This is a genomic window from Nonomuraea sp. NPDC050733, assembly GCF_040654215.1.
GTDB lineage: Bacteria > Actinomycetota > Actinomycetes > Streptosporangiales > Streptosporangiaceae > Nonomuraea.
In genome coordinates this window covers 1-25,492 of record NZ_JBFAHO010000007.1, presented here as the reverse complement: position 1 = coordinate 25,492, position 25,492 = coordinate 1, and the positions used below count along the sequence as shown (strand labels likewise).

The following is a 25,492-nucleotide window of genomic DNA, read 5'->3' as shown; positions in this document are numbered from 1 at the left end:
CGTCCGCCGTCGCGGGAGGGTTCCCGTAGCGATGCGTGGCAGGGGCCGGACGCAGTGCGAGAGACTTGGCGCATGGCCAAGCTGACCATGACGACACAACGATGGAATGAGATCACTGCACTGCTGGAGGATGAGCGGCGGCTACACGCCGAATACCCCAAGGTGGCGGAGTATCTAGACATGGCGGCACGCCTGTCGGGAACCGGGGATGTCGAAGCTGACGGGGCCTTTGATCTGCGGTTTGTGCACTTCATGACCGGCGGACGCGATGTGAGTTCAAACCCATACTGGGACATCGTCGAGCCGTTCGTGTCCGCGTATGAGGGCCGGCGCGTGGTGAACGGCGGGAGGGCGGAAGGAAGCGCACGGCTCGCCTTCGCGCAAATAATCTTGCAGGCGACCTACGCCTACGCCATCCCTTCCCCGGAGACCATTGCATGGATGTCCGACTTCTGCGCCAACCTTCCCATCGTGGAGTTGGGGGCAGGTCGGGGGTATTGGGCCGCGCAATTGTCCCGCTCGGGTTTCACCGTTGATGCGTATGACGTGGAACCGCCAGACAAGTGCGAGAACGTCTCGTTTCCCGAAGCTGCCGGACAGGTGCATGTATGGCATCCCGTCAACGGCCTGGAGGAGTTCGCGACTCATCCCAAAGCGGCAGGTCACGTGCTGTTCCTGTGCTGGCCCCCTGGTTGGGGCGACAGGATGTCGGTCGATGCGTTGACATCCTTCGAGGAGGCTGGGGGCGAACGGCTCATCTACATCGGGGAGCCAAAGGGCGGCAAGACCGGCCATGATGCGTTCTTTGATGCCTTGTCGGCCCGCTGGAGGCTGGACTCCACAGATCCACAGTTCGTTTCATGGTGGACAGAGACGGACGTCGCACAAGGTTGGGTTCGGACCTGAGAACACAGCAAAGAGGGGATGCCGGACATGCCGGCATCCCCTCTTTTGTCTGCCCTACTTGAGGGCCATACGGAACACGAAAGCGTCGTAACGATCCCGTGGATACGACACGCCAGAGATCATGATGACCTGATCGTCAGCGGCGAGAAACCGCTGATTGACCGTCTTTACGAGATCACCGGGCGTCGTGCGAAGCCACTCGGCATGAGTCGATGTCGGTAGCTGGTCAGTGACCGTCTCCTCCAGGAAGGCGGCACCCGACACGTCGGCCACGTCTATCGGGTGGTACGTGTCCGAGATCGAGATCGGTCGCCCTCCCTCAGAGGCTCGGGTGATCACGTGCGTGATCAACTCGCCCTCCGAGATGCCGAGAGCTTCCGCAAGTTCGCGAGTGGCGGGAATCTGTCGAGTCTCCCGTTCCACCTGAATATCCCGGTCGGACTCGTTCTCGAACGAGCGTTCAGCGCTTTCCATCTGGCGCTCCGGGGAGACGCGAACGAGGTTGGGCCGATCGGCGACGAAGACGCCGCGCCGTCGCACGGATCGAACAAGCCCCTGACTCTGGAGGAGTTCTAGAGCCTTCCGAACCACGATCTCCGAGACATCGTTCTCCTGAGCGATCTCTTTGTAGCTCGGTAGCTGGATGCGAGGCGGTAGCGCTCCAGTGCGGATGCGCCGGGCGTACTCGCCTGCGATGCGGACGTAGGCCGGTTCTGGCACTTGTGGATCAATCCCTTCGAGGTTCTTCGGCGACCCTATCAGCGTATACGCATCATCGTATACCTAGGACTTGTGCGTATACGCAACTACGTATACGCTGCTGTGCATGGCCCACTCCACACGGACCGGGTCACCGAAGGAACAGGGAGGAATGACCTGTGAGGAACGTCGCCGTACCTGCCATGCAGCCGCAGAAGCGTGGCGGTGGCCTGCTGTCCGTGCTCATGTTTCTGGCCGTCGTCGGCGCGATCGTCTACGCCATCAACGACCCCGTGGGCGCCGCGCACGCCATCAAGGCCGTCTTCCGCGCTGTGGCGACCTTCGTCGAAACCCTCGCCAAGAACTAGCCCCCCGGGGGCGGCCCTCATCCGCCAAGACACGAGCCGCCCCCTCGACTCCCGCGAAGGAGCACCACCATCATGACCCACGGGTCCAAACCGACGAACGTGGACCGGTCGCTCACCGCTGTTACCGGCAACAAGCTGACTGGCCTGCTCAAAGAGACGCCGCTGGTGCTGCTGGCCGCCGTGCAGGCTGCCGGACCGGCCTGCCAGCCGAGCGCCGCCGCCTTCACCGGCCCTGACGCGTTCGAGGAGGAGTCGCAGGCCGACCGGCTGGCGCGCGAGGAAGCCGCCATGAAGGTGTGCGCCGGCTGCCCGGCGCGTTCGGCGTGCTTGGACTACGCGCTGGCTGTCCGCCCTCGTGAGGGCGTCTGGGCCGGCCACACCGCCGATGAAATCATCGCACTCGCCTACGGCCTGACCGGCTTCGAGCGGGTCACCCCGATGAGCGAGGTGGCCTGATGACCACCACCCGCTTCCACTGCTCCGACTGCGGCCAGCGCTCCGCGAACGTTATCGGCTGCCGCCGCTGCGGCACCACCACCGGCCGCCGCGTCCAGCTCTGCCCCGCCCACGGGGCAACATGCCGGCCCGGCTGCCGTACCTGCCGCATCCGCTTCCGCTGGCCGAACGCCTGAAGGGGGCCGACATGATGACCGTTCTCCCCTACCTGGTGGCGTTCCTTGCCGGGTTCTTCGTCTGTGAGGCGCTGCGCATCACCCATGAACGCCAGCTCGCCAACCTCTTCACCGGCACTGGCACGAACGTCGCCAGCGACGTGGATGCCGCCTGCCAGGAGTGGGCCGCCGACCCGGAGTTCTGGTGTAACCGCCCCGGGTGCCCGCGCTGCTGGGAAGGGTGGGGCCGCTCATGACCTGCATCACTCCGCCCGCCGCGACCGCCTACCCGCTGCTCACCGCCATGGCCAACGGCCACCCACTGTATGAGCTGCGCCTGGACGTCACGCTGGACGTGCCGTCCTTCCACGGCCAGTCCGCCTTCGTCATCCGTCCCGGCGTCATCGACGCCGACGCCGTCGAGCTGTTCGGGTTCGCCCAATGCATGTACCTGGCCGGCGCCATCGCCGAACGGGTCGGCTGCGGGCATGCGCTGATCGAACGCTACAGCGATGACGACGGCTGGCAGCCGACCCACGTGGCCGCGTTCCTGCCGGACGGGCTAGTCCTGGACATCGACGGGCACCGCCCCATGGAACAGGTGCTGGCCGACCTGCGCACGCTCGGCCCGTGGCCGCTGCGGTACCGGACGGTCCACACCTGGCCGGAAGCGCTGCCGGGCCGTGGTCAGTCGTGGCGCGACACGCTTCCCCCGCTCAATGTCGAGCTGATCAGCGTGTTCGCCGAGAGGCTCATAGAGGGCGCGTCATGAGCCGCATCCGTGCCCGCTTCTGGGACCCCACCGGCAGCCGCTACGGCATCCCGACCTACCCCTGGCAGATGGCCCCCGCCCACCTGCTCACCATGCGCCAGCTCACCGCACGCGGGCTGCGTCCCGCCGGGCAGGGTGTCCAGGCACAGATCCTGTGGCGCTCGAACCGGCACGGCGCGCCCGGCGTGCGTGCCGCCTACCTGTACGACGTGCGGTTCGCGCTGCCCAAGCGCACCCCATCCCCGGCCCAGCGCGCCGCGCTGGCCAAGGCCAACGCCGCCCGCCGTACCTGCCCGCTCTGCCACCGGGACGCGGGCTATGTCCTGCCCCGCCACCTGGGGACCTGCCTCGACTGCGCTCAGGAGAGTGCCGCATGACCACCAACGACACCACCGACGCCCCCGAGGACGCCGCACCCGCCAAGACGCCGGCGCGCTGGCCGCTGTTCCTGCTGGCACTGCCCGCCGCCGTCGCCACCTGGTCGGGGTGGGTCGGGCTCGGCAGGATGACCGGCTTCGGCCTGGTCACCCCGCTGCCCGGCATCGCCGATGACTTCCAGATCGACACCGCCATCACGCTGCCCATCGGAGTGGAGACCTACGCCGCCTACGCGCTCGGGGCGTGGTTCTCCTCCGCCACCAGCATCAGCCCCGGCACCCGCGCGTTCGCCAAGTGGTCGGCCATCGGCTCACTCACGCTCGGCATGCTCGGTCAGGTCGCCTACCACCTGTTGGAGATCTCCGGACAGGACAAGGCACCGACCGCCATCACCACCCTGGTTTCCTGCCTGCCGGTTCTGGTGCTCGGGATGGGCGCCGCGCTCGGTCACATGCTGGCCAGGGACGCCCACACAGCCCCGGCGTCCGTCCCCGAGGAAGCCGAGATCCCCGCTGCGGTGGCGATCGACCCGCCGAAGGAGACGCCGCCCGCGCTGCCCGCCGCTGGTACGGCAAAGCCGCGCAAGCCCCGCACCGCCAAGACCGCGCCCGCGTCGGCCAAGTCCCGCCGTACGACCGCACCGCCGGATGTGGACGACCTGATGCCGATCGGCTGGCAGATCGCCGCCGACCTCGACGCCAAGGGCGAGCCGCTCACCCGTGACCGGCTGCGTGAGGCCATCCGCGAGAGCGGTCAGTCCATCTCCACCGACCGCGCCGGGGCGCTGCTGGCCCGACTGCGGACCGAAGCGCCCGCCGACCCCTCGACCGCCCTCGACACCTCGCCCGCCGACCGCGTCAACGCCGACGCCGCCTGAGAGGACCGACCGCCCGTGTTCACCACCATCTTCGCCGCCGCCCTGATCAGCCTGGCGTGTCTGGCCGTCCCGGTCGCAATCTTCGTCCGCATGCTCATCGACGGCCCGCGCGTCCGCGCCCGCATCCGGACCGGCATGAGCGCGGTCCGCAGCGAGCACCTGGCCCGCCGCGACACCGACCGATGACCGCCCGCGCGAACGGAGCGCGGACCGACCGCGCATCGTCCCTGACCACAGCAGAACAGGGCACGGCCCCCAGTCGCCAAACCGAAGCCGTGCCCTGCCACCCCGCCCGCTCAAGCGCACACGAGGTGCACACATCATGACCGAGCACATGCACGACTCCGACATCGACATCGCCGACCGCCCGCCGGACCGTGACGCCGACCGGCAGGGCGCGGACGTGGTGGACCTGGACGCGGCCCGCGCAGACCGGCTGCCGTACGGCACTCTGCCGCCCGCCGACGACCCGCAGGGCGGACCGGCCGTCTTCGACACCTCCTATGAGGTCGAACTGGACGACCCGCCGGACGACGACACTGCCACCGACGCCGGACCGGTGCCCGTGGACCCCCCTCAGCCGGCCGTCTTGGCGTCGCCTGAGGGTGACAAGCGGCGTCCGATCATCCCGACCGGCCTGCGTCGGGGCAGTCTGTCCAGCACCGTCCGTACGACGGCCGGCAAGTGGGCGTACGTGGCGGGCTTCCACGCGGTCCGCTCACCCTGGTACGCCCTGCAAGCCATCTGGTGGGCGATCGTCGGCGCGTTCCGGCTGGCCGGCCGTCAACTGCGCTGGTGGTGGCTCAACGAGCAATACGCGCTGCTGCAGCAGGCCGCCACCGACAACGACCCGGCGATGTGGCTCAAGCTGCACAAGGAGGGCAAGGCCACCCGCCGCTGGCGCGGTGTCGCACTGTTCTTCCAGGTCGTCGTCCTGACCGTGGCCATCATCGTCGTTCTGCGGGCCGACCTGTCGGTGTTCTGGTGGGTCGTCATCGCCGCCGTCCTGGTGCCGGCACTGGCCCGTTACGGGCGTCCGGCGGGACGGCAGATCATCCCGACCGCCGTCGTCAGCCGCCGCTACCGCCTGCTCAACAGCGACGTGGTGCTACGTGCCTACTACGCCGCCGGGCTCGGCCACCCGGACAGGGCCAACCAGCAGGTCAAGTTCGGGTCCCGGATGTCGCGCGACGCCGCCGGCACCGGCTCTGAGGTGCTGATAGACCTGCCGTACGGCAAGACGTTCGATGACGCCGTGAAGGCGCGCGGCGCGATCGCGTCCGGCCTGGACGTGACCGAACAGCAGGTCTACCTCACCCGCGACCAGACCTCCAACCGCCGGCACATGCTGTTCGTGGCCGACCGTGACCCGCTCGCGATCCCCGCTGGCCGCACGCCGCTGCTGGACGGCAAGCCGCGCAACATCTGGCAGCCCGCCCCGTTCGGGCTGGATGAGCGCGGACGCAAGGTCACCCTGCTGCTGCTGTGGATCTCGATCCTGGTCGGTGCGCAGCCGCGTAAGGGCAAGACGTTCGCCGCCCGCTCGTTGGCGCTGTACGCGGCGATGGACCCGTACGTGAAGCTGACCGTGGTGGACGGCAAGGACTCGCCGGACTGGCGCAAGTTCGCCCTGGTCGCGCACCGCATCATCTTCGGCACCATGCCCAACCGCGACGGTGACCCGGTAGAGATGCTGCTGGACGCCCTGAGGGAGATCAAGGCGCACATTCAGCAGGTCAACCAGTTCCTCTCTACCCTGCCCGTCACCGAATGCCCGGACGGCAAGCTCACCGAGGAACTGTCGCGCAAGTACGAGAACCTGCGCGTGTGGGTCCTGGTTATGGAGGAGTTCCAGGTCTACTACGAGCTGGATGACCAGGAGACGAACAAGGAGATCGCCTCCCTGCTCAGCTTCATCATGGCGGTTGGCCCGTCCGCCGGCGTCATCATCCTGTCCAGCAGTCAGAAGCCCGGCGGTGTGGGCGCCGGTGACGTGCAGCGGTTGTTCAACCGCTACCGGGACAACCACGCCGTGCGCTTCGCGCTCAAGTGCGGCAACCGCAACGTCTCCGACGCCATCCTTGGTGGCGACGCCTACTCCGAGGGGTTCGACGCCTCCTCCCTGCCGGTCGGCAAGCAGTACCGGGGCGTCGGCTACCTGTACGGGGCCGCCGACGAAACTCCGACCGTGCGGACCTACCTGGCCGACGCCGCCGACGCAGAGAAGATCCTGACCACCGCCCGTGTCCTGCGCGAGCGCGCCGGGACGCTGACCGGCTACGCCGCTGGCCAGACCATGGCCCGCGAAGCGCGTGACGTGCTGGCCGACGCGCTGACCGTCTACCAGGGCAGTGAGACCGGCCTGCCGTGGACGTTCCTCGCGTCCCGGCTGGCTGAGCGCATCCCCGAGCACTACGCCGACATCACCGCCGACACCGTCTCGGCTCAGCTTCGCGCGCTCGGCGTACCGAGCGTGGACATCAAGCGCGACGGCAAGGCGCTCAAGGGAGCCAAGAAAGCCGCCGTCGCCGCCGCCATCAAGCGGCGGGAGAACACCGCCGGATAGTCCGCGCCGGCCCCCCGGCGAACCGCCTCGAAGGGGTTCGCCGGGGGTCGCGGGAGACGCGCGACCGGTCGCGGTCGCGCGACCCGCCCCGCGACCGCCTAAATGCCGCCTGACCAGCCCGAATATCCGTAGGTCGCGGGTAGCGGGCTCGGCTTCCCACACCCAAAAACCGGCTCTGGAGACCTTCCATGACCCACCTGACCGCGACCGCGACCACCACCACCGCGACCGTCATCGTCGCAGCGCTGATCCTGCTGTGGCTGCTCGGCTACGCCGCCGCCTGCGCCGCCGACCCGTTCGCGCGCTGCCGCCGCTGCCACGGCGTCGGCAAGACCCTCAAGACCAACGGAAGCGTCGGCCGCTGGTGCCGCCGCTGCGACGCCACCGGCCTGCGCCTGCGCCTGGGCCGCCGCCTCTACAACTACCTGCGCCACCTGAGCCGGGACATCAGCCGATGACCGCGCCGGCCGAACCCACCGTCACCTACCAGGGCAAGCGGCGCCGCCTCTGGCAGGGCCGCCTACTCCTGGACTGGACCGGACGCGGGCACTGGCGCGGCGGCCGTCCCAGCCCCTGCCGACTCTGCCACCGCCCCTGCCTGCTGGTCGACGACGACGGCCGGCCCGTCCACAAGGTCTGCCTTGAGCAGGCCATCACCGCCGACCTGCTCACCCGCTCGGAGAGGGACGCCGCATGACCATCAGCCTGCCGTCAACTGCTACCCCGCCGACCGGCAACGGCCTGCGGGTCCTGGATCTGTACTGCTGCCAGGGCGGCGCCACGCGCGGCTACCAGCTCGCCGGCTTCCACGTCACCGGCGTGGACATCGCCGATCAGCCACGCTACGTCGGCCAGGAGTTCCACCAGGCTGACGCGCTGACATTCCTGCACACGCACCGCGACCAGATCCGCCGTGAGTTCGCGTTCGTCCACGCCAGCCCGCCCTGCCAGCACGACAGCGACACCCAGCGGCTACGCGGTAACGACCACCCCGACCTCATCGCGCCCACCCGCCAAGCGCTCGACGCGCTCGGTCTGCCGTACGTGATCGAGAACGTCAAGGGCGCGCTGCCCAAGCTTCGCACGCCGGTCATGCTGTGCGGCGCCATGTTCGGACTGGCCACTTACCGGCATCGCTACTTCGAGAATGGCTGTGGCTTCACCTTCACTCCGCCCGAACACCCCGCCCACCTCGCACCGCAGGCCAAGATGGGCCGCCCCGTCCCGCCCGGCAGCTACGGCCAGTTCATCGGCAACTTCTCCGGCGTCCCCCTGGCCCGCACCGTCATGGACATGCCTTGGGCCAACCGTGACGGGCTGCGCGAGGCCATCCCGCCCGCCTACACCTGCCACATCGGCCAGGCCATCGCCCGGACCCTGACCACCACCATCCGCTGAGAGGCGAGCCGCATGAATGACCTGACCCGCTATGCCCTGGCTGCCGCCGCACGCGGCTGGCACGTCTTCCCGCTCACGCCCGGCGGCAAGGTGCCGCCCCGCGGCTTCACCTCCTGGCAGGACCGCGCCACCACGGATCCCGACACCATCCGCGCCTGGTGGCAAAGCAAGCCGTACAACGTCGGCATCGCGTGCGGCCCGTCCCGACTGGTGGTCATCGACCTCGACACGCCCAAGCCCGGCGACACTGCGCCGCCGGAGTGGGACCGGCCCGGCATCACGGACGGGGCCGACGTGTTCGCCGCCCTGTGCGCCGACGCCGGCCAGTCGCTGCCGCTGGAGACTTTCCAGGTTCGTACCAGGCGCGGCGGCATGCACCTGTACTACACCGCCCCGGACGGGCCGACGCTCGGCAACACCCAAGGCAGCAACGGCGGGCTCGGCTGGCTGATCGACACCCGCGCCAACGGCGGGCTCGTGGTCGGCCCCGGCAGCCACGTCACTGCCAGCGACGGCACCGGCACCTACCAGGTCGTCCACGCCGTCCCCGCCGCTCCGCTGCCCGGCTGGCTGGCCGAACGCCTTATCCCCGCGCCGCTGCCACCGCAGAAACCGGTGGTGGTGTCGCTGCCGTCCGACCGACGCGGCAACTACCTGCGTGCCGCCGTGGACGCAGAGCTGGAACGGGTCACCACCTCACCGCCGGACGGGCACAACACCGCGCTCTACCGCGCATCGGTCGCACTCGGACAGCTTGTGGCCGGCGGCGAACTGCCCGAGCACGACGTAACCGGATGGCTCACCGACGCCGCCCGGCAGGTCGGCCAACCCTACGGCGAAGCCACCCGCACCATCGCCTCAGGACTGCGCGCCGGTGCCCGCCGCCCTCGAACGGTCGCCGCATGACCAGCGAGCGCCCCTCCCACCTACGGCTGGTCGCCGAAGACGCTGGCAAGCCGCGCGCCGCCGCCCCGGACACACCGGGGCTGCGCACCGCGTGGACGGCCGACGAACTCATGGCCATGACCTTCCCGGAGACCAAATGGGCCGTGCCCGGCGTCATTGCGGAAGGGCTCAACCTGCTGGCCGGTCCGCCCAAGGTGGGCAAGTCCTGGCTGTCCCTGGCCACCGCCATCGAGGTGGCCAGGGGCGGCAAGGCACTGGAAGCCATCGAGGTGGAACGGGGACCGGTGCTCTACCTCGCACTGGAGGACACCCCGCGCCGTCTCCAGTCGCGCATGCGCAAGATCCTTGGAGACAAGCCCGCGCCGCGTGACCTGACCCTGTCCACGGCCTGCCCGACCCTGCCCCAAGGCGGGGAGGAAGCCATCACGCGATGGCTGGAACGCAACGCCGGCGCACGCATGGTCGTCATCGACGTGTTCGCCAAGGTGCGCGGCACCACCCCGCCCGGCCTGTCCGCCTATGACGCCGACTACACCGCCATGGGCCGCGCCAAGCGCCTGGCCGACACCTTCGGCGTGGCCGTCGTCCTCGTCCACCACATCCGCAAGATGGGCTCAGACGACTTCCTGGAGCAGGTGTCCGGCACCAACGGCCTGGCCGGTGCCGCCGACGCCACGTTGGTACTCAAGCGCGCACGCGGCACCGCAGACGGCGTCCTGCACGTCACCGGCCGCGACGTCGAAGAAGCCGAGTACGCGATGGCCTTTCAGCCCGCCGCCGGCGTCTGGCACCTGCTGGACGGCCCGCCGGAGGACCACAACCTGTCCGACACCCGCGCGGCCATCATCCGGCACGTCCGGACCAACCCGAACAGCACGCCCAAGGCCATCGCCGAAGGTGTCGGCATCGTGCGCGACACCGTCAAGAAGACCTGCCAGCGAATGGCCGCTGACGGCCAGCTCTGCGTAGACGCCACCGGACGCTACCGCCTGCCGGGGACACAGACCACGGAAAGTGTCCCCGGTGTCCCCAGTGTCCCCGAACTGTCTCTGACCAGCACGAATCCGACCGATCAAGGGGGACATCCGAGCCTCCCCGGTGTCCCCGGTGTCCCCGGTGAGGAGAACCACCCGTCATGACGCCCGCCACGCTCGACGACGCCCAGCTCTACCGAGTGACCGACGCCATGCGCCTGCTGCGCATGAGCCGGACCGTCATCTACGAACAGATCCGCGCCGGCCGCCTGCGCTCGGTCAAGCAGGGCCGCGCACGCCTGATTACCGCCAACGGCATCCGCGCCTACATCAGCCTCTTGGAGAAGGAAGCGGAGGACGCTGCCTGATGACCAAACGACGCAGTAAGGGAGATGGTGGGCTTCACTGGGACGAGAGCCGGAAGCGCTGGATAGCCACGCTGACGGTCGGCTACACGCCCGCTGGCAAGCGCATCGTCAAGAAGGGGAGCGGCAGGACCAAGACCGAAGCCAAGACCAAGCTCAAGGAGATCGTTAGGGACTATGAGGACGGTCTCACCATCGCGCCAGGGGACCACACGGTAGAGCAGGCCGTCAGGGATTGGCTCGCCTACGGCTTGAGCGGACGCAGTCAGAGCACGGTGGACCTGAACACCACCGAGTGCGAGAAGCACGTCATCCCAGCACTCGGCAAGCGGAAGCTGCGCGACCTCAGTACGGAGGACGTGGACAAGTGGCTCGCGGAGAAGGCCAAGACCCTGAGCACGCGGACGCTGCAAATCATCCGCTCGTGCCTCAACCGTGCGATCAAGCGCGCGATGGCCCGTAACAAGGTCAAACGGAACGTAGTCGAGCTGTGCGAGGTCCCACAAGGCAGAGAGGGCCGTCCCTCCAAGGCGCTCACGTTCGCTCAGGCGGGGGCCATACTCCAAGCTGCCGAAGGGACACCGATGTACGCCTACGTGGTGGTCTCCCTGCTCACCGGGGCGCGCACGGAAGAACTAAGGGCGCTCAGGTGGGACCACGTGGACCTGGACGGAACGCCAGACGCCGAACCCGCCATCCCTCCCTACATGGCCGTATGGCGATCGGTCCGCACCGGGGGCGACACCAAGACGCGGAAGTCGCGCCGCACTCTCGCGCTCCCTCAGCGCTGCGTGGACGCCCTCAAAGAGCGCAGGGACGCTCAGCAGAAGGAGCAGGGCCGCGACTGGCGAGCCGACCAACTGGTGTTCAGCTCCGCCGTGGGCACCGAGCTGGATGCCGCCAACGTGCGGCGCGCGTTCCGTGCGGTCCTCAAGGACGCGGATGGCGTAGACCCCAAAGAGTGGACGCCACGAGAGCTGCGACACAGCTTCGTGTCCCTGCTCTCCGACAACGGGTTGCCGCTCGAAGAGATCTCCCGCCTGGTCGGTCACAGCAGCACAGCGACGACCGAAGCGGTCTACCGGAAGCAGATCCGTCCCGTCGTCCAGTCCGGAGCCATAGCCATGGATCGCATCTTCGCACCACCAGAAGCGGACCCTGAAAGACTCAAGGAACCGACACACAAAAGCTAAGCTGGGGTGGGCTTTACCTCTGCGATCCCAATGATCGGAGAAATGATGGCGGACGTTCAGACCGGCGATGAAGATCCTGAGCGCCCAACTGAGAAGGCGGAACTAAACTTCACCGTCCACGGCCCTGTTTACCAGTCCATGGGAGACCTCGTCTTCGAGATGAGGTCGCATCACGAACCACCTCCCGACCTGGCAAGTCAGCGCCTAAGCTTCTTTTTCGACTTCCTCAGGCAGGCGTTGAAACAGGCGGAGACCACCTTCCGTCTCAGTGTGATCTTCATGTCCGCAGGTGCCGTGATTCTCCTGACAGGCGGCGCCCTGGCCCTCGCAAATGCGGGGAATCCGGACTGGAGCTACCTGCCCCTGCTCACCAGCTTGAGCGGCCTGCTCATCACCACCTGCGGAGGAGCGTTCGCGCTTCACGCAAACCGCGCGCGGAAACACCTAACCGTCCAAGCTGAGCGTATTCATGAAAATATACAGGCCGATACCACCCTGACTCAGGCTCTTGAGCTGATCGATCGGGTGGACGACCCCATACTCCGAGACCGACTCAAGTCCTTCACCGCGATGCGTGTACTCAACCTCCAGCCAGAGCCCAACCAGGTAGCGGAGCAACTGTTCTCGTCACAGAAGCAGGACACGCCGCCTCCGGGGATCCAGCAAGGTCCTGCCAAGCGCAAGCCTGGTTCCAAGGGAGAGCGCTCGGCCCGCGACGACCCGTGATCGCATCCGCCCGGCGCGGGGTAGTCACTCACTTAGTCACTCAGAAGGCCCCTCCCGGTCGGGAGGGGCCTTCTGACCTGGTCGGGGCGACAGGATTTGAACCTGCGACTTCTTGCTCCCAAAGCAAGCGCGCTACCAAGCTGCGCCACGCCCCGCTGCGCCGGGTACGCACACGCTCCGGGACTCCGGTACGCTTACGCCCTGACGACCGGTTGAAGTCTAGACCAGACCACGACCGGTTCGTGCGGACGTAGCTCAATGGTAGAGCCCTAGTCTTCCAAACTAGCTACGCGGGTTCGATTCCCGTCGTCCGCTCCAAAACTGAAAGGCCAGGTCAGCCCCATGAGGTGACCTGGCCTTCGTGATCTCCGCTGCTTCCCCTGATCTTCCTCGTCACCTCGTGCCGACGTGATCATTGTCGCTCCGGACGATCAACAGATTCGCCCGGGCCCCTTCGTCAACAGCGCCCTTGCCTCTCGCGCGCCCGGTCCGCCGAGTTCGGGGGCCGACTACAGCTCGTCGGGTGCTTCCGCGCTCCGTCGAGCATGCCCGTTGCGTGCCCGTCATGGCGGACAACGAGGGGGAGTTTCAACGGCGGATGCGGAGGACGTGCCTCGTGTCGTCGCCGCAGTCCGCGCTCCCCGCCAGCAGGAGCCGGGAGGTGGTGGGGACACGAGTGATCGTGAAGCCGCCACCGCAGATCTCGCCGCCGACGTCGTGGTGGTCGCGGGTCCATCGTCGCCCGTTGTAGTGCAGCAACGTGACCTGCCTGGGTCGTTCGTCCTCACTGTGGTCGACACCGGCCACCCACACATCGTCAGCGGCGAAGGCGGTGACGCTCTGCAGACTCATCTTCCACCGCGGCGTCTCGATCTTCTTCCAGGAGGTGCCGTCCCAGTGCAGGACCAGCGGCCCGCCCGGCCGCCCGTACTCGTCGCAGGCCTGCCCGGTACCGGTCTCACCCACCGCCCACACGTCGGACGGGCTGTTCTGCCAGATGCGCCGCAACGAGCCCCGTCCCAGCGAGGGGAGCCTCATCCGTGTCGGCGTGCTACCGGGGGACGCGCTGTGCCAGATCGCCGGGTGCGAGTCCGCGCATCGGCCGCCGGACGACATGCCCGCGATCCAGACGTGCCCCGCTCCGGAGTCCACGGCGTTGAACCTGCCGCCACGCTGATACTCCCGCCTACCGAAACGCCTGCCGTTCCACGTCAAGAGGACGGGCGAGCTGATCCCACCGGCGTCCTGCGAGCCGCGTAGCCCGATCAGCGCCGCTCGCCGGCCGTCCACGGCGACGTCGGTCAGCCGGTCGGTCAGCCAACGGTCCTTGCGGTCTTTGACGGACGGGGACAGGTCCCAGGAGTCTTCGAAGGGCGTGTGTATGTCCCAGTCCCGGCGTTCCAGCGCAAGGCCAAGGGAAGCCGTCCGATATCCCTGCTGTCCGAGGCGACGCTGCCGACGACCCAGGCGTTGCCGGACCCGTCGGCGTCCACCGCTCTGAAGTCCGAGCTGAGCGCGCCGAGGATGCGACCCTCTACTCCCTGCTCGGACCGCCATCGCGAGCCGTCCACGCGCAGCAGGACCCCGGAGGGAGGCTCGTCCTCCGCTTCCGCGTACTGACCGACCGCCCAGGCCGTGTCGGGACCCGTCGCCACCACATCGCTCAGAGCGATGCCGTCCGGCTGCTCATCGTCCGGCTCGACCGACTGCCATCCAGGTGCCGGAACCGCGGAGGCCGTCGGGGACGACAGCGGTGCTGCGCGCGACGCGGCGGTCGCCGGCGTGCCGGCCGAAGACGGCGGGGCGGACACCGGTGATGGTCCGGCGGCGCAGGATGCCAGCGCGAGCACGTAGGCGATCAGCGTCGTCCGGCTGCGCAAGATCCTCATGCCCGCGCATTGTGGCAGAGCCTTCACCTGTCGGACGTCGGGCTTCAGTGCGAAGGCGCCCGGCTCGAAGGTCGGGCGGCAGGCTCAGGAGTCGGCGCGGAAGAGCGCCCAGACGGCCTTGCCGCCGCGGGCCAGCGGGTCCCAGCCCCAGCACTGGCTGTAGGTCTCCACGATGTAGAGCCCCCGCCCGTTCTCCGAGACGAAGTCGGGCTCCTTGGGCGTCGGCACCTCGTCGCTCGGGTCGGCCACGGCCAGCAGCACGTGCGGCGCCACCCTCATCAGCAGCAGCTGGATGCCCTGCGGCGCGCTGGAGTACATCGCGTACCTGACCGCGTTCGTCACCAGCTCCGACACCACCAGCGTCGCGTCGTCGCTCAGCTCCGACAGCCCCCAGCTCCGCAGCGTCGAACGTGTGACGTCGCGCGCGGTCTTGACAGAGTCGGCCTGGAAGGGGAGCGGGCACGAGGTCGTGTACGGCTTGCCGGCCGTCAGCAGGCTGTCGAAGCCAACCTCGCGCGTAATCTGCAGGCAATCGGCAGTGGCCAAGGAATCCTCCACCATCCCGCCGATACCTCCTGCTGCCCTCGATTTAGTGCATGTCTGGCCAAAATGCACTAGACCATCATGGGTCACGGATCCGGGTGCCTGCAAGACCCAAATGCACGTGCATGTGCAATGTGCAGCAGCATGAGCGGTTACTCGGATGGGTATCCGAATCGGACACCAGGTTGGGACCTTGTCATACCCGTCGATGTGGTGTCACTGTGTGTGCGGACCTTGATAGGAGGCAGAGTGACGCAGAACCAGCCGGGTTCCGGCCCTACGGCGCTGCGCATTCTCCTGGGCTCCCAACTGCGCCGGCTCAGGGAGGCGAAGGGCGTCACCCGCGAGGAGGCGGGCCACCTGATCAGGGGTTCCGAGTCCAAGATCAGCCGTATGGAGCTGGGCCGCGTCGGGTTCAAGGAGCGCGACGTCGCCGACCTGCTCACCCTGTACGGCGTGACGGACGCCGAGGCTCGCGCCGCCGTCCTGGACCTGGTGACCAAGGCCAACGAGCCCGGCTGGTGGCACCGCTTCAACGACGTCCTGCCCACCTGGTTCCAGGCGTACGTCGGCCTGGAGGAGGCCGCGGAGCGGATCAGGACGTACGAGGTGCAGTTCGTGCCCGGCCTGCTGCAGACCAAGGAGTACGCCCGCGCGGTCGTCACCGCCGGAGCGGCCGGCATCGGCCCCGACGAGATCGCGCGCCGCGTCGACCTGCGGCTCGAACGCCAGCGCCTCCTCGACCGGCCCGACGGCCCGATCTTCTGGGCGGTCATCGACGAGGCGGCGCTGCGGCGCCCCATCGGCGGCGCCGAGGTCATGCGGGCCCAGCTGGAGCACCTGGCGGACCTGATGCGCCAGCCCAACATCACGATCCAGATCATGCCGTTCAGCTTCGGCGGCCACAGCGCCGAGGGCGGCGCCTTCAGCATCCTGCGCTTTCCCGACCGCGAGCTGCCGGACGTCGTGTACGTCGAGCAGCTCGCCAGCGCCCTGTACCTGGACAAACGCGAGGACGTCGACCGCTACACCGAGGTGATGGAGCGGCTGTGTGCCGTCAGCACGACCCCGGACGAGACGGCCGCGTTGCTGCGGACCATCGCCGACGAGTTCTGAGGCCCGTCGCGTCGCTGTCGGGTGCGCACCTGCCCTAGACTGGCCATCGGCGCTCGTATCCCGCCGTGGCGGAGCATGCCCCAGCGCCGCTCATGTGGGCGCGGCGCGTGAGCCGTACCGAATGGACGCGCCCGCGATCACTCGAAGCATGATCAAGGAGACCACCCCGTGAAGACCGCTGTCGAGGAGCTCAGCCCGACTCGGGTCAAGCTCACTGTCGAGGTGCCGTTCGACGAGCTGCGCCCCAGCCTGGATGCCGCGTACAAGAAGGTCGCGCAGCAGGTACGGGTCCCCGGGTTCCGCCCCGGCAAGGTCCCGGCTCGCATCATCGAGCAGCGCTTCGGCCGCGCGGTCGTGCTGGAGGAGACCCTCAACGACGCGGTGCCCAAGCTGTACGGCCAGGCCGTCGACGAGGTCGACGTGTTCCCGGTCAGCCAGCCCGACATCGAGGTCACGAAGATCGACGACGGTGAGCAGATCGAGTTCACCGCCGAGGTCGACATCCGGCCCAACTTCGACGTCCCCGAGTACAAGGACGTCGAGGTCGCCGTCGACTCCGCCGAGGTGACCGACGCCGACATCGACGCGCAGCTCGACGCGCTGCGCCAGCGCTTCGCCACGCTGACGGGCGTCGAGCGCCCCGCCACCTCCGGCGACTTCGTCGTCATGGACCTGCGGGCCGAGATCGACGGCAAGAACATCGAGGAGCAGCAGGCCAGCGAGGTCTCCTACGAGGTCGGCGCCGGCTCGGTGCTCCAGGGCCTCGACGACGCGCTCGAGGGCATGTCCGCGGGCGAGGAGAAGACCTTCCGCACCGAGCTCGTCGGCGGCGAGAACGCCGGCGAGCAGGCCGACGTCATCATCAACGTCAAGTCGGTCAAGGAGAAGGTCCTGCCCGAGCTCGACGACGAGTTCGCGCAGCTCGCCAGCGAGTTCGACACGCTGGAGGAGCTCAAGCAGAGCATCCGCGAGCAGTCCCGCCGCAACAAGCTGATCGACCAGGTCGTCCAGGCCCGCGACAAGGCCCTCGACACGCTGCTGGACAAGATCGACATCCCGATCCCCGACAGCGCCCTCAAGGCCGAGCTCGACGCGCGCAAGCACAACCTCGAGCACCAGATCGCCGAGAGCGGCCTGAGCCGCGACGCCTTCTTCCGTCTCTACCAGACGACCGAGGAGGAGCGCTTCGCCGAGTTCGAGACCAGCTCCCGCAAGGCGATCAAGGTCGGCTTCGTGCTCGACAAGATCGTCAAGGCCGAGGAGCTGGGCGTCAGCGAGCAGGAGCTGACCAACTTCGTGGTCCGCCGCGCCATGGAGATGGGCGTCCAGCCCAACCAGCTCGCCCAGCACCTGGCCGACAACGACCAGCTCACGCTGGCCATGGTCGAGATCGTCCGCGACAAGGCCAAGGCCGTGGTCGGCGACGCCGCCAAGGTCGTCGACAGCGAGGGCAACGAGGTCGACCTCAAGGCCATCTACACCGAGATCAACGGTGAGGAGCTCGTCGAGGAGTCCGCCGAGGACGAGAGCGACGAGGGCGCCGAGGCCGCCGACCAGGCGGGCGACACCGCCGGCAAGGCTGAGGACAAGCCGGAGGCGTAAGGCCCCCGGGCGCGAATCCGGAGCGCGGCCGCCGCACGAGCCCAGGGCCCGAGCGGCGAGCGTCCACGCACGCGCCGAAGCCCCCAAATCCTATGATTTGGGGGCTTCGTCCTTTTCTTGGGCAGAAGGGGGTTCATGGGCGACCACCCCTTCCTCGCGATCCTGGCCTTCGGCGTCGCGCTCCTCGTTCCGGGCGTGCTTTCCAAGCGCCTGAATGTGCCGGGACCGATCCTGCTGGTGCCGTTCGGCGCCGTGGTCGGCTTCCTGCCGGCGCTGCGCGGGCTGCATGTGCAGCCGGAGGTGGTCCTCAACGTCTTCCTGCCGCCCCTGATCTACCGGGCGGCATTCCTGACCGCGCCCCGCGAGAGCCGCCAGGACGCGCTCCCCATCACCATCCTCGCCGTCGGCCTGACCTCCGCCACGGCTCTGTGCGTCATGGTCGCCGTCGGCTTCGCCGTACCCGGGCTGCCGTGGGCCGCCGCGCTCGCGCTCGGCGCGGCGATCGCACCCACCGACCCCGTCGCCGCCACCTCGGTGCTGCAGCGCGTCGGCGCCCCCAGGCGCCTCGTGACGATCCTGGAAGGCGAGAGCCTGCTCAACGACGGCGTGGCGCTCACCCTGTTCGGCCTGGCCCTCTCCGGCCTCAGCGGCGAGGTCACCGTCGCCGACGGCGTCATCGAGCTGCTGCGCGTCGTCTGCGGCGGCATCCTGTACGGCCTGGCGGTCGCCTGGGTCATCGGCAAGGTGCGCCGCGTGTTCCACGACCCCGGCAGCCAGATCGTGCTGTCGCTGCTGACCCCGTTCATCGCGTACCTGCCGGCCGAGCACTTCGAGGTGTCCGGCGTCCTCGCCACCATCGTCACCGGCTTCCTGCTCGGCATCAGCCCCCAGGGAGTGCTCCAGCCGGCCTCGCGGCTGAGCGGCCAGGTGTTCTGGCGAGTGCTGTCCCACCTGCTGGAGTCCACACTGTTCGTCCTGCTGGGCGTGCAGATCATGGACGTGTTCCACGAGGTGCGCGACCTGCCCTGGACCCAGCTCGCCCTCACCGCCCTCGTCGCGGTGGCTGTCGTGATCGTGCTCCGCCTCGTCTGGACGGCGCTGGTGCTCGCCCCCGTACGGCTGGGGAGGCCGATCGAACGGCGTCAGCGGCTGGTCCTCGGCTGGGCCGGGATGCGCGGCGCCATCACACTGGCCATCGCCCTGTCCATCCCGCTCGACGCCCCGAACCGCGCCCTGCTCATCTTCCTGGCCGCCTGCGTCGTGCTGGTCACCCTGGGAGTGCAGGCCACGACGCTCGCCCCCGTGCTGCGCAGGCTGGGCGTGGGAGAGGCCCAGGAGGAGGTCCAGGAGGACGCCACGGCCAGGGAGGCGATCCTGGAGGCCGCGCTGGCCCGCCTGGACGAGCTGGCCGCCGATGACGAGGTGGACGACCGGACCGCCGAGGTGTTCCGGCAGCTGTTCGAGCTCCGCCTCGACCGGGTCCGCGAGGTCCTCGGAGACCTCGACGGTGACGGGGACGGCGCGGACGCCGATGCAGCCACCGAATCGCACCACGGAGGGCTCCGGCGGGAGCTCATCAGGGCCCAGCGCGACAAGTTGCGACACCTTTACCGCAAGGGCGTCATCGGTGCCGACACCATGCGCAAGCTTGACCACGAGCTGGACGTCGAGGAGCGCCGCAGGGTCTCCGGAGGGGCCTGACCCAACCTGCGCCGTCAGCGAACAGTCCGTGGAGCGGGCATGACCTGTGGGCGGCGCGCGTTAAGGTCACAAGCAAAGCCAATCGATTACGACGCATCGGAAGGTGACGCTGTGACCAGCCCGCCGACCTTCTATCAGCCTGAGTCGCGAGGCCGTGAGAACGGCTCGTCCTTCCGGCTTGAGGACCAGCTTTACCAGCGCCTGCTGCGCGAGCGCATCATCGTGCTCGGTCAGGAGGTCAACGATGAGATCGCCAACCGGATCTGCGCGGAGCTGCTCCTGCTCGCCGCGGACGACCCCGACCGCGACATCACCCTCTACATCAACTCGCCCGGCGGCTCCGTCAGCGCCGGAATGGCGATTTACGACATGATGGAGTACGTCCCGAACGACGTCTCCACGGTCGTGATGGGCATGGCAGCCTCGATGGGGCAGTTCCTGCTCTCCGCGGGCACCAAGGGCAAGCGCTTCGGCCTGCCGCACGCCCGCATCATGATGCACCAGCCGTCGGGCGGCATCGGCGGCACCGCGGCCGACATCGCCATCCAGGCCGAGCAGATGCTCTACGTGAAGAAGACGCTGGCCGAGCGGATCGCCTTCCACACCGGGCAGCCGCTGGAGCAGATCGAGGCCGACTCCGACCGTGACCGCTGGTTCACGGCCGACGAGGGCAAGGACTACGGCTTCATCGACCACGTCGTTCGCAGCGCTCGGCAAGTGCCCTCGCAGGGCCCCGTCTCCTAGGGGGAGCTGAAGTGAACATCGAAAGCCGCTACGTCCTCCCCTCGTTCGTCGAGCGCACGTCCTACGGCGTGAAGGAGATGAACCCGTACAACAAGCTCTTCGAGGACCGCATCATCTTCCTCGGAGTGCAGATCGACGACGCGTCGGCCAACGACGTCATGGCCCAGCTGCTGACGCTGGAGTCGCTCGATCCCGACCGTGACATCAGCATCTACATCAACTCGCCCGGCGGCTCCTTCACGGCCATGACGGCGATCTACGACACGATGCAGTTCGTCCGGCCGGAGATCCAGACCGTCTGCCTCGGCCAGGCCGCCTCCGCGGCGGCCGTGCTGCTGGCCGGCGGCACCCCGGGCAAGCGCTTCGCGCTGCCCAACGCCCGGGTCCTGATCCACCAGCCCTCCACCGAGGGCGGCGGCCAGGGAAGCGACATCGAGATTCAGGCCCGCGAGATCCTTCGCATGCGATCCCTCCTGGAGGACATCGTGGCGAGGCACTCCGGAAAGTCCTCCGCCGAAGTCCGCAAGGACATCGAACGCGACAAAATTCTCAACGCGGACGAGGCGAAGGCGTATGGTCTGATCGACGACATCATTCCGTCGCGGAAGAAGCGAGCTCAGGCGGTTGCTTCCTGACGAGGATGTGACGCACCGGAGCGCTGCCCAATAGGGCACGTTCCGGTGCGACTCGCCGCCAGGGGGCTCACTGAGGGCCCAGAAGACGGTAACGTCGAAACCTGAGCGGTTCGGACCGGGTCCGGAGGACACGGATCGCGGAGCAGGGCGGTCCCACGCAAAGGAGTATCTGGGGTGGCACGCATCGGCGACGGGGGAGACCTGCTGAAGTGCTCTTTCTGCGGGAAGAGCCAGAAGCAAGTCAAGAAGCTCATTGCCGGTCCAGGCGTCTACATCTGCGATGAGTGCATCGATCTCTGCAACGAGATCATCGAGGAGGAGCTCTCCGAGTCCTCCGAGCTCAAGTGGGACAACCTGCCCAAGCCGAGGGAGATCTACGAGTTCCTCGACGCCTACGTCATCGGTCAGGACAAGGCGAAGAAGGCGCTCTCGGTGGCGGTCTACAACCACTACAAGCGGGTGCAGTCCGGTGACCGGGGCAGAGACGACGGCCTGGAGCTGGCCAAGAGCAACATCCTGCTCCTCGGGCCCACGGGCTCCGGCAAGACACTGCTCGCACAGACGCTGGCGAAGATGCTCAACGTGCCCTTCGCCATCGCCGACGCCACGGCCCTCACCGAGGCCGGCTACGTCGGCGAGGACGTCGAGAACATCCTGCTCAAGCTCATCCAGGCCGCCGACTACGACGTCAAGAAGGCCGAGACGGGCATCATCTACATCGACGAGGTCGACAAGATCGCCCGCAAGAGCGAAAACCCGTCGATCACCCGTGACGTCTCCGGCGAGGGCGTCCAGCAGGCGCTGCTGAAGATCCTGGAAGGCACCACCGCGTCGGTGCCGCCGCAGGGCGGCCGCAAGCACCCGCACCAGGAGTTCATCCAGATCGACACCACCAACGTGCTGTTCATCTGCGGCGGGGCGTTCGCCGGCCTGGAGAAGATCATCGAGTCGCGGGTCGGCAAGAAGGGCATCGGCTTCAACGCCGTCATCCGCTCCAAGGAGGAGATCGACACCATCGACATCTTCTCCGACGTGATGCCGGAGGACCTTCTCAAGTTCGGCATGATCCCCGAGTTCGTCGGCCGGCTGCCGGTCATCACCTCGGTGCACAACCTCGACCGCGAGGCGCTCGTCCAGATCCTCACCGAGCCCCGCAACGCGCTCGTCAAGCAGTACCGCAAGCTCCTGGAGCTCGACGGCGTGGAGCTCGAGTTCACCGACGACGCGCTGGAGGCCATCGCCGACCAGGCGATCCTGCGCGGCACCGGCGCCCGCGGCCTGCGCGCCATCCTGGAGGAGGTGCTCCAGTCCGTGATGTACGAGGTGCCCTCCCGCAAGGACGTGGCTCGCGTCGTCATCACCCGCGAGTCGGTGCTGGAGCACGCCATCCCCACGCTCGTACCGCGTGACCAGCTCGCCGCCAAGCAGCAGCGCACGCCGCGCGAGAAGTCGGCCTGACCCGCAGGCCGGAGCCTTCGTCCCCGCGTACGCCCCATGGTGCAAACCGTGGGGCGTATCGCTTTCCCGCCTCCCTAGAATGGGGCACTGTGACAACGCCAGAGCTGCCTACCCAGTACACCCCGGCCGACGTCGAGACCCGCAGCTACGAGCGATGGGTGTCCGAAGGCTACTTCCACGCCGAAGCCGGCAGCTCTCGCGCGCCGTTCAGCATCGTCCTCCCGCCGCCCAACGTGACGGGCGTCCTGCACATCGGTCACGCCCTCGACCACTCCATCCAGGACACGCTCACCCGCCGCGCCCGCATGCAGGGGCGCGAGGCGCTCTGGCTGCCCGGCATGGACCACGCCGGCATCGCCACCCAGAACGTCGTGGAGCGCGAGCTGGCCAAGCAGGGCCTGTCCCGCCACGACCTCGGCCGCGAGGCATTCGTGGAGCGCGTCTGGGAGTGGAAGGAGGAGTCCGGCGGCCGGATCCTCGGCCAGATGCGCAAGCTCGGCGACGGCGTCGACTGGGCACGCGAGCGCTTCACCATGGACGAGGGGCTGTCCCGGGCCGTCCACACCATCTTCAAGCGGCTCTTCGACGACGGGCTCATCTACCGCGCCGAGCGCATCATCAACTGGTGCCCGCGCTGCCTGACCGCGCTGTCCGACATCGAGGTCGAGCACAGCGAGGACGAGGGCGAGCTCGTCTCCATCCGCTACTCCGACGAGATCGTCGTCGCCACCACCCGCGCCGAGACGATGCTCGGCGACACCGCGGTGGCCGTCCACCCTTCCGACGAGCGCTACGCGCACCTCATCGGCACCATGGTGCAGGTGCCGCTGACCGGGCGGATGATCCCGATCGTCGCCGACGAGCACGTCGACCCCGAGTTCGGCACCGGCGCGGTCAAGGTCACCCCCGCCCACGACCCCAACGACTTCGAGATCGGCCGCCGCCACTCCCTGCCGTCGCTGACGGTCATGGACGAGCGCGGCGTCATCACGGCCCACGGACCGTTCGAGGGGCTCGACCGGTTCGAGGCGCGCCCGGCCGTGGTCGCCGCGCTGCGGGCCGAGGGCCTGATCGTCGCGGAGAAGCGGCCGTACCTGCACTCGGTCGGCCACTGCTCGCGCTGCAAGACCGTGGTCGAGCCGCGGCTGTCCCTGCAGTGGTTCGTCAACGTCGCCCCGCTGGCCAAGGCCGCGGGCGACGCCGTGCGCGACGGCCGTACCCGCATCCACCCGCCGGAGCTGGCCAAGCGCTACTTCGACTGGGTCGACGACATGCACGACTGGTGCATCTCCCGCCAGTTGTGGTGGGGCCACCGCATCCCGGTCTGGTACGGCCCGGACGGCGAGGTCGTGTGCGTCGGACCGGACGAGACTCCGCCGGAGGGTTACACCCAGGACGCCGACGTGCTGGACACGTGGTTCTCCTCGGGCCTGTGGCCGTTCTCGACCCTCGGCTGGCCGGAGGCGACGCCTGAGCTGGCGCGCTTCTATCCGACCTCGGTGCTGGTGACCGGTTACGACATCCTGTTCTTCTGGGTGGCCCGGATGATGATGTTCGGGCTGTACGCGATGGACGGCGAGCCGCCGTTCCGCGTCGTGGCCCTGCACGGCATGGTCCGTGACCAGTACGGCAAGAAGATGTCCAAGTCGTTCGGCAACGTCGTCGACCCGCTCGACTGGATCGAGCGCTTCGGCGCCGACGCGACCCGCTTCACGCTCCTGCGCGGCGCCAACCCCGGCGCCGACGTCGCGGTCAGCGAGGAGTGGGCGGCCGGCTCCCGCAACTTCTGCAACAAGATCTGGAACGCCACGCGCTTCGCGCTCATGAACGGCGCGACGACCGGCTCCCTGGACGGGCTCGACCTGACGGCGGCCGACCGCTGGATCCTGTCGCGCCTGCAGAGCGTCATCTCGACGGCCGACGCGGCCTTCGAGGAGTTCGAGTTCGCCAAGGTGTCCGACCTGCTCTACCACTTCGCTTGGGACGAGGTCTGCGACTGGTACCTGGAGCTGGCCAAGATCCAGCTCGGTGAGGGGCTGGAGCACACCAGGCTCGTGCTCGGGCACGTCTTCGACGCGCTGCTGCGGCTGCTGCATCCGCTGGTGCCGTTCGTCACCGAGGAGCTGTGGCGGGCCGTCACGGGTGGCGAGTCCATCGTGGTGGCCCCCTGGCCGGTGGTGGAGTCGGCCTACGTCGACGCCGGCGCCGAGAAGGAGATCGTCGCGCTGCAGGAGCTGGTGACCGAGGTTCGCAGGTTCCGTTCCGACCAGGGGCTGAAGCCGGGGCAGAAGGTCGCCGCCCGGCTCGGGCTGGCCGGCACGACTCTCGGGGGGCAGGAGGTGGCGATCCGCTCCCTCCTGCGGCTGACCGAGCCGGGTGACGGGTTCTCCGCCACCGCGCGGCTCGCCGTGGGCGAGGTGACCGTCGAGATCGACACGGCGGGAGCCATCGACGTGGCCGCGGAGCGGAAGCGGCTGGAGAAGGACCTGGCCGTCGCTCGCAAGGAGGCCGCGCAGGTGGCGGCCAAGCTGGGCAACGAGCAGTTCATGGCCAAGGCCCCCGATGACGTGGTGGCCAAGGTCAGGGGACGAGCTGAGCAGGCTCAGGCCGACATCGCGCGCCTTGAGGCACAACTCGCCGGCCTGGGCGTTTGAGACCTCCCGGCACGGGGAAGGCTCTCTTCTTACAAAGTTGGGTCTTGGGACCCCGCGCGGACTGGTAGAGTTTTCCGTGCGGGGCCAGTTGGCCCGGATCTCCCTCTAGCTGAGCCAAACTTCTAGCTGCGTTCACCTCGTGTTGGACAAAGGCTGAAAGTTCGGGTAAGTTAGCAGGGTTGCCTCGAAGCGAGGCAAACCCGGTATCTACCGGATCGGGCGGTTTGACAAGAACCACGCGAATCTGATAGAATTCCGACAGACGGAATGTAAGCCTCTCGCAGTTCTGGGGAGTACGCGTCCGTTTCTTGAGAACTCAACAGTGTGTTAAAAGCCAGTGCATGATGCACAACCCCGTCATTTCGGTGACGGATTCCTTTTTCAGTTAGGTTCAGACCTTTTTTGGAGAGT

At 68.1% G+C, this 25,492-nt stretch carries 28 protein-coding genes and 2 tRNA genes; 26 read left to right on the top strand and 4 right to left on the bottom strand.

The window, feature by feature from the left end; translation table 11 throughout:
- The first annotated feature begins 72 nt into the window (after nt 1-72).
- A complete protein-coding gene (locus AB0H64_RS15315) occupies nt 73-906 on the top strand; it encodes a hypothetical protein (RefSeq protein ID WP_357624125.1) in 834 nt (277 codons plus the stop codon).
- 54 nt (nt 907-960) lie between these two features.
- Here AB0H64_RS15315 and AB0H64_RS15310 read toward each other — a convergent pair whose 3' ends face one another.
- Entirely contained in the window at nt 961-1,626 is a 666-nt protein-coding gene (locus tag AB0H64_RS15310) for a GntR family transcriptional regulator (protein ID WP_357624124.1), read from the bottom strand.
- 158 nt (nt 1,627-1,784) lie between these two features.
- Here AB0H64_RS15310 and AB0H64_RS15305 point away from each other — a divergent pair, with 158 nt between their 5' ends.
- From AB0H64_RS15305 to AB0H64_RS15225, 17 genes are all read left to right on the top strand, one after another.
- Nucleotides 1,785-1,973, top strand: coding sequence for a hypothetical protein (locus tag AB0H64_RS15305; protein WP_357624122.1), 189 nt, complete (start codon nt 1,785-1,787; stop codon nt 1,971-1,973).
- 72 nt (nt 1,974-2,045) lie between these two features.
- The gene (locus tag AB0H64_RS15300; protein ID WP_357624121.1) at nt 2,046-2,429 is read left to right on the top strand and encodes a WhiB family transcriptional regulator; all 384 of its coding nucleotides are present in this window, start codon (nt 2,046-2,048) and stop codon (nt 2,427-2,429) included.
- Entirely contained in the window at nt 2,429-2,605 is a 177-nt protein-coding gene (locus tag AB0H64_RS15295; RefSeq protein WP_357624120.1) for a hypothetical protein, read from the top strand. The genes AB0H64_RS15300 and AB0H64_RS15295 overlap by 1 nt, the downstream gene beginning before the upstream one ends.
- Nucleotides 2,606-2,616: 11 nt before the next feature.
- The gene (locus AB0H64_RS15290) at nt 2,617-2,841 is read left to right on the top strand and encodes a hypothetical protein (RefSeq protein ID WP_357624118.1); all 225 of its coding nucleotides are present in this window, start codon (nt 2,617-2,619) and stop codon (nt 2,839-2,841) included.
- Entirely contained in the window at nt 2,838-3,356 is a 519-nt protein-coding gene (locus tag AB0H64_RS15285; protein ID WP_357624117.1) for a hypothetical protein, read from the top strand. Before AB0H64_RS15290 ends, AB0H64_RS15285 begins: the two co-directional genes overlap by 4 nt.
- Nucleotides 3,353-3,733 carry an RRQRL motif-containing zinc-binding protein gene (locus AB0H64_RS15280; protein ID WP_357624115.1) on the top strand — a complete coding sequence of 127 codons (381 nt, stop codon included), beginning with the start codon at nt 3,353-3,355 and terminating at the stop codon, nt 3,731-3,733. Before AB0H64_RS15285 ends, AB0H64_RS15280 begins: the two co-directional genes overlap by 4 nt.
- Nucleotides 3,730-4,611 carry a hypothetical protein gene (locus AB0H64_RS15275; protein WP_357624113.1) on the top strand — a complete coding sequence of 294 codons (882 nt, stop codon included), beginning with the start codon at nt 3,730-3,732 and terminating at the stop codon, nt 4,609-4,611. The genes AB0H64_RS15280 and AB0H64_RS15275 overlap by 4 nt, the downstream gene beginning before the upstream one ends.
- Before the next feature lie 15 nt (nt 4,612-4,626).
- Nucleotides 4,627-4,797, top strand: coding sequence for a hypothetical protein (locus AB0H64_RS15270; RefSeq protein ID WP_357624111.1), 171 nt, complete (start codon nt 4,627-4,629; stop codon nt 4,795-4,797).
- Nucleotides 4,798-4,933: 136 nt separating this feature from the next.
- Nucleotides 4,934-7,177: a hypothetical protein gene (locus AB0H64_RS15265; RefSeq protein ID WP_357624110.1), complete on the top strand. Its 2,244-nt coding sequence runs from the start codon at nt 4,934-4,936 to the stop codon at nt 7,175-7,177.
- A gap of 188 nt (nt 7,178-7,365) precedes the next feature.
- A complete protein-coding gene (locus AB0H64_RS15260) occupies nt 7,366-7,635 on the top strand; it encodes a hypothetical protein (protein ID WP_357624108.1) in 270 nt (89 codons plus the stop codon).
- Complete coding sequence (locus AB0H64_RS15255; RefSeq protein WP_357624106.1) at nt 7,632-7,874, top strand: hypothetical protein; 243 nt, start codon at nt 7,632-7,634, stop codon at nt 7,872-7,874. The genes AB0H64_RS15260 and AB0H64_RS15255 overlap by 4 nt, the downstream gene beginning before the upstream one ends.
- Nucleotides 7,871-8,575: a DNA cytosine methyltransferase gene (locus tag AB0H64_RS15250; RefSeq protein ID WP_357624105.1), complete on the top strand. Its 705-nt coding sequence runs from the start codon at nt 7,871-7,873 to the stop codon at nt 8,573-8,575. Before AB0H64_RS15255 ends, AB0H64_RS15250 begins: the two co-directional genes overlap by 4 nt.
- A 12-nt stretch (nt 8,576-8,587) precedes the next feature.
- Nucleotides 8,588-9,481 (top strand): bifunctional DNA primase/polymerase, encoded by an 894-nt coding sequence (locus AB0H64_RS15245; RefSeq protein WP_357624103.1) that lies wholly within the window; start codon nt 8,588-8,590, stop codon nt 9,479-9,481.
- Nucleotides 9,478-10,620 carry an AAA family ATPase gene (locus tag AB0H64_RS15240; RefSeq protein ID WP_357624101.1) on the top strand — a complete coding sequence of 381 codons (1,143 nt, stop codon included), beginning with the start codon at nt 9,478-9,480 and terminating at the stop codon, nt 10,618-10,620. Before AB0H64_RS15245 ends, AB0H64_RS15240 begins: the two co-directional genes overlap by 4 nt.
- Entirely contained in the window at nt 10,617-10,823 is a 207-nt protein-coding gene (locus AB0H64_RS15235) for a helix-turn-helix domain-containing protein (RefSeq protein WP_357624100.1), read from the top strand. Before AB0H64_RS15240 ends, AB0H64_RS15235 begins: the two co-directional genes overlap by 4 nt.
- Nucleotides 10,823-12,013: a site-specific integrase gene (locus AB0H64_RS15230; RefSeq protein WP_357624099.1), complete on the top strand. Its 1,191-nt coding sequence runs from the start codon at nt 10,823-10,825 to the stop codon at nt 12,011-12,013. Before AB0H64_RS15235 ends, AB0H64_RS15230 begins: the two co-directional genes overlap by 1 nt.
- A 42-nt stretch (nt 12,014-12,055) precedes the next feature.
- A complete protein-coding gene (locus AB0H64_RS15225; protein WP_357624097.1) occupies nt 12,056-12,739 on the top strand; it encodes a hypothetical protein in 684 nt (227 codons plus the stop codon).
- Between the two features lie 78 nt (nt 12,740-12,817).
- Here the strand turns inward: AB0H64_RS15225 and AB0H64_RS15220 are convergent.
- A tRNA-Pro gene (locus AB0H64_RS15220) sits at nt 12,818-12,894 on the bottom strand.
- Between the two features lie 89 nt (nt 12,895-12,983).
- Here AB0H64_RS15220 and AB0H64_RS15215 point away from each other — a divergent pair.
- Nucleotides 12,984-13,057 (top strand) — tRNA-Gly (locus tag AB0H64_RS15215).
- A gap of 270 nt (nt 13,058-13,327) precedes the next feature.
- On the opposite strand, the gene AB0H64_RS15210 is transcribed toward AB0H64_RS15215, so the two are convergent.
- Both AB0H64_RS15210 and AB0H64_RS15205 read right to left on the bottom strand, forming a co-directional pair.
- On the bottom strand, nt 13,328-13,777 hold the full coding sequence (locus AB0H64_RS15210) for a hypothetical protein (protein WP_357624096.1): 450 nt from the start codon (nt 13,775-13,777) through the stop codon (nt 13,328-13,330).
- A gap of 935 nt (nt 13,778-14,712) precedes the next feature.
- Nucleotides 14,713-15,174, bottom strand: a complete 462-nt coding sequence (locus AB0H64_RS15205; RefSeq protein WP_357624094.1) for an ATP-binding protein — start codon at nt 15,172-15,174, stop codon at nt 14,713-14,715.
- 246 nt (nt 15,175-15,420) lie between these two features.
- Between AB0H64_RS15205 and AB0H64_RS15200 the strand changes: the two genes are divergently transcribed.
- From AB0H64_RS15200 to AB0H64_RS15170, 7 genes are all read left to right on the top strand, one after another.
- Nucleotides 15,421-16,287, top strand: a complete 867-nt coding sequence (locus AB0H64_RS15200) for a helix-turn-helix transcriptional regulator (protein ID WP_357624093.1) — start codon at nt 15,421-15,423, stop codon at nt 16,285-16,287.
- Between the two features lie 168 nt (nt 16,288-16,455).
- A complete protein-coding gene (gene tig / locus AB0H64_RS15195; RefSeq protein ID WP_357624091.1) occupies nt 16,456-17,889 on the top strand; it encodes a trigger factor in 1,434 nt (477 codons plus the stop codon).
- A 135-nt stretch (nt 17,890-18,024) separates the two neighbouring features.
- Nucleotides 18,025-19,590, top strand: a complete 1,566-nt coding sequence (locus AB0H64_RS15190; protein WP_357624089.1) for a Na+/H+ antiporter — start codon at nt 18,025-18,027, stop codon at nt 19,588-19,590.
- Nucleotides 19,591-19,701: 111 nt separating this feature from the next.
- Complete coding sequence (locus AB0H64_RS15185) at nt 19,702-20,334, top strand: ATP-dependent Clp protease proteolytic subunit (RefSeq protein WP_310712296.1); 633 nt, start codon at nt 19,702-19,704, stop codon at nt 20,332-20,334.
- Between the two features lie 11 nt (nt 20,335-20,345).
- Nucleotides 20,346-20,969, top strand: coding sequence for an ATP-dependent Clp protease proteolytic subunit (locus AB0H64_RS15180; RefSeq protein WP_310712297.1), 624 nt, complete (start codon nt 20,346-20,348; stop codon nt 20,967-20,969).
- A 174-nt stretch (nt 20,970-21,143) separates the two neighbouring features.
- Entirely contained in the window at nt 21,144-22,427 is a 1,284-nt protein-coding gene (clpX, locus tag AB0H64_RS15175) for an ATP-dependent Clp protease ATP-binding subunit ClpX (RefSeq protein WP_357624087.1), read from the top strand.
- A gap of 89 nt (nt 22,428-22,516) precedes the next feature.
- Complete coding sequence (locus AB0H64_RS15170; RefSeq protein ID WP_357624085.1) at nt 22,517-25,081, top strand: valine--tRNA ligase; 2,565 nt, start codon at nt 22,517-22,519, stop codon at nt 25,079-25,081.
- The last annotated feature ends 411 nt before the right edge of the window (nt 25,082-25,492 follow it).

What these genes read in the sequence shown, in the direction of transcription:
- AB0H64_RS15265 (WP_357624110.1), top strand. Translation starts at nt 4,934, where the DNA reads ATGACCGAGCACATGCACGACTCCGACATCGACATCGCCGACCGCCCG.
- AB0H64_RS15245 (WP_357624103.1), top strand. Translation starts at nt 8,588, where the DNA reads ATGAATGACCTGACCCGCTATGCCCTGGCTGCCGCCGCACGCGGCTGG.
- AB0H64_RS15240 (WP_357624101.1), top strand. Translation starts at nt 9,478, where the DNA reads ATGACCAGCGAGCGCCCCTCCCACCTACGGCTGGTCGCCGAAGACGCT.
- AB0H64_RS15210 (WP_357624096.1), bottom strand. Translation starts at nt 13,777, where the DNA reads ATGAGGCTCCCCTCGCTGGGACGGGGCTCGTTGCGGCGCATCTGGCAG.
- AB0H64_RS15260 (WP_357624108.1), top strand. Translation starts at nt 7,366, where the DNA reads ATGACCCACCTGACCGCGACCGCGACCACCACCACCGCGACCGTCATC.
- AB0H64_RS15285 (WP_357624117.1), top strand. Translation starts at nt 2,838, where the DNA reads ATGACCTGCATCACTCCGCCCGCCGCGACCGCCTACCCGCTGCTCACC.
- AB0H64_RS15190 (WP_357624089.1), top strand. Translation starts at nt 18,025, where the DNA reads ATGGGCGACCACCCCTTCCTCGCGATCCTGGCCTTCGGCGTCGCGCTC.
- AB0H64_RS15315 (WP_357624125.1), top strand. Translation starts at nt 73, where the DNA reads ATGGCCAAGCTGACCATGACGACACAACGATGGAATGAGATCACTGCA.
- AB0H64_RS15255 (WP_357624106.1), top strand. Translation starts at nt 7,632, where the DNA reads ATGACCGCGCCGGCCGAACCCACCGTCACCTACCAGGGCAAGCGGCGC.
- AB0H64_RS15290 (WP_357624118.1), top strand. Translation starts at nt 2,617, where the DNA reads ATGATGACCGTTCTCCCCTACCTGGTGGCGTTCCTTGCCGGGTTCTTC.
- AB0H64_RS15250 (WP_357624105.1), top strand. Translation starts at nt 7,871, where the DNA reads ATGACCATCAGCCTGCCGTCAACTGCTACCCCGCCGACCGGCAACGGC.
- AB0H64_RS15280 (WP_357624115.1), top strand. Translation starts at nt 3,353, where the DNA reads ATGAGCCGCATCCGTGCCCGCTTCTGGGACCCCACCGGCAGCCGCTAC.
- AB0H64_RS15275 (WP_357624113.1), top strand. Translation starts at nt 3,730, where the DNA reads ATGACCACCAACGACACCACCGACGCCCCCGAGGACGCCGCACCCGCC.
- AB0H64_RS15230 (WP_357624099.1), top strand. Translation starts at nt 10,823, where the DNA reads ATGACCAAACGACGCAGTAAGGGAGATGGTGGGCTTCACTGGGACGAG.
- AB0H64_RS15300 (WP_357624121.1), top strand. Translation starts at nt 2,046, where the DNA reads ATGACCCACGGGTCCAAACCGACGAACGTGGACCGGTCGCTCACCGCT.
- AB0H64_RS15295 (WP_357624120.1), top strand. Translation starts at nt 2,429, where the DNA reads ATGACCACCACCCGCTTCCACTGCTCCGACTGCGGCCAGCGCTCCGCG.
- AB0H64_RS15225 (WP_357624097.1), top strand. Translation starts at nt 12,056, where the DNA reads ATGATGGCGGACGTTCAGACCGGCGATGAAGATCCTGAGCGCCCAACT.
- AB0H64_RS15235 (WP_357624100.1), top strand. Translation starts at nt 10,617, where the DNA reads ATGACGCCCGCCACGCTCGACGACGCCCAGCTCTACCGAGTGACCGAC.